Genomic DNA, 939 nt, shown 5'->3' on the forward strand with positions numbered 1-939 from the left:
CGGCTCTGGTGAATCGCCATACTGTGCTTGATTTCACGATTTCACTGCTCGCTTGATGTTGTAAACAACACATTTCAAGACAAGTTCACGAAATTCTCGGTACCACGTTCGCGCACGCACGGCGACGCCGTGCGTGCGCTTGATCGACGAGAAGACGGTCTCACACATCGATCGTTGGCGATAGCGAGGGCCATCGACCCGCGCGTTATGCGCGTGGTCGATGGGCCGGAAGATGCGATGCTTAATCAGCGGTCTCACGTCTTCTTCACGTAGTTTCTCGCGTAAATCCATCCAGTCGTAGCCTTTGTCAGCGGCGAGGCTGGTCAGGTCGCCTGCGTTGCGGCAGGCGACCTGCCAGCCGAGTTGTGTGTCGTGCGTTTTCTCAGTCGTACAGTGAACGTCAAGGACAGCTTGAGATTCTGTATCGACGAGAGCGGTCGCTTTGAGTGTCTGAACGCGATAATTCGTCCGGCGGCAGTAGTGCTTGCTGGCGTTTTCGCGGTCGAAGAACGTAGCATCGATGGCGGCGTGACCTGATAAATCGTGCAGCTGCGCCGACAGGCGCAGCAGCACTCGCCAGACCTTCATCTGAAACCTATCAAACGCCTTAACCAGCGTCGAGTGATCTGGGAGATCGCCCTCTTCGAGGTCGATCTCGGCGAGAATATGCGGCATTTCGCTCAGCAGATCAAGGGCATTGCGATACGACTCATCGAGATAAATCCGTAGACAGTGTAGCGATACGAGAGCGTAATCGGCGAAGCCGCCACCCCCTTCGGGGGCGGCGACTTCGCCTCGGCCACCGACAGCATTTTTAGCTAACTGAACCGCTTTGCTTGTGAAGCGGGAAATCTTCGACATGAACCATCGGTGGTTTCCCGCTTCATTCCACTAGTTCTGACGGTCGAAACCGACGCTGTCCAGCGATTCACCAGAGCC

1 protein-coding gene is annotated in these 939 nt (G+C 55.9%); it reads right to left on the bottom strand.

Annotated features, from left to right (window positions below):
• Positions 1–33: 33 nt before the first annotated feature.
• The gene (locus D8896_RS19025; protein ID WP_121823685.1) at positions 34–861 is read right to left on the bottom strand and encodes an IS5 family transposase; all 828 of its coding nucleotides are present in this window, start codon (positions 859–861) and stop codon (positions 34–36) included.
• Positions 862–939 lie beyond the last annotated feature (78 nt).

This window comes from Halostella salina, from assembly GCF_003675855.1.
GTDB classification, from domain to species: domain Archaea; phylum Halobacteriota; class Halobacteria; order Halobacteriales; family Natronoarchaeaceae; genus Halostella; species Halostella salina.

Bases quoted from the DNA above. Each gene is read 5' to 3' on its own strand.
- D8896_RS19025 (WP_121823685.1), bottom strand. From the start codon at position 861: ATGTCGAAGATTTCCCGCTTCACAAGCAAAGCGGTTCAGTTAGCTAAA.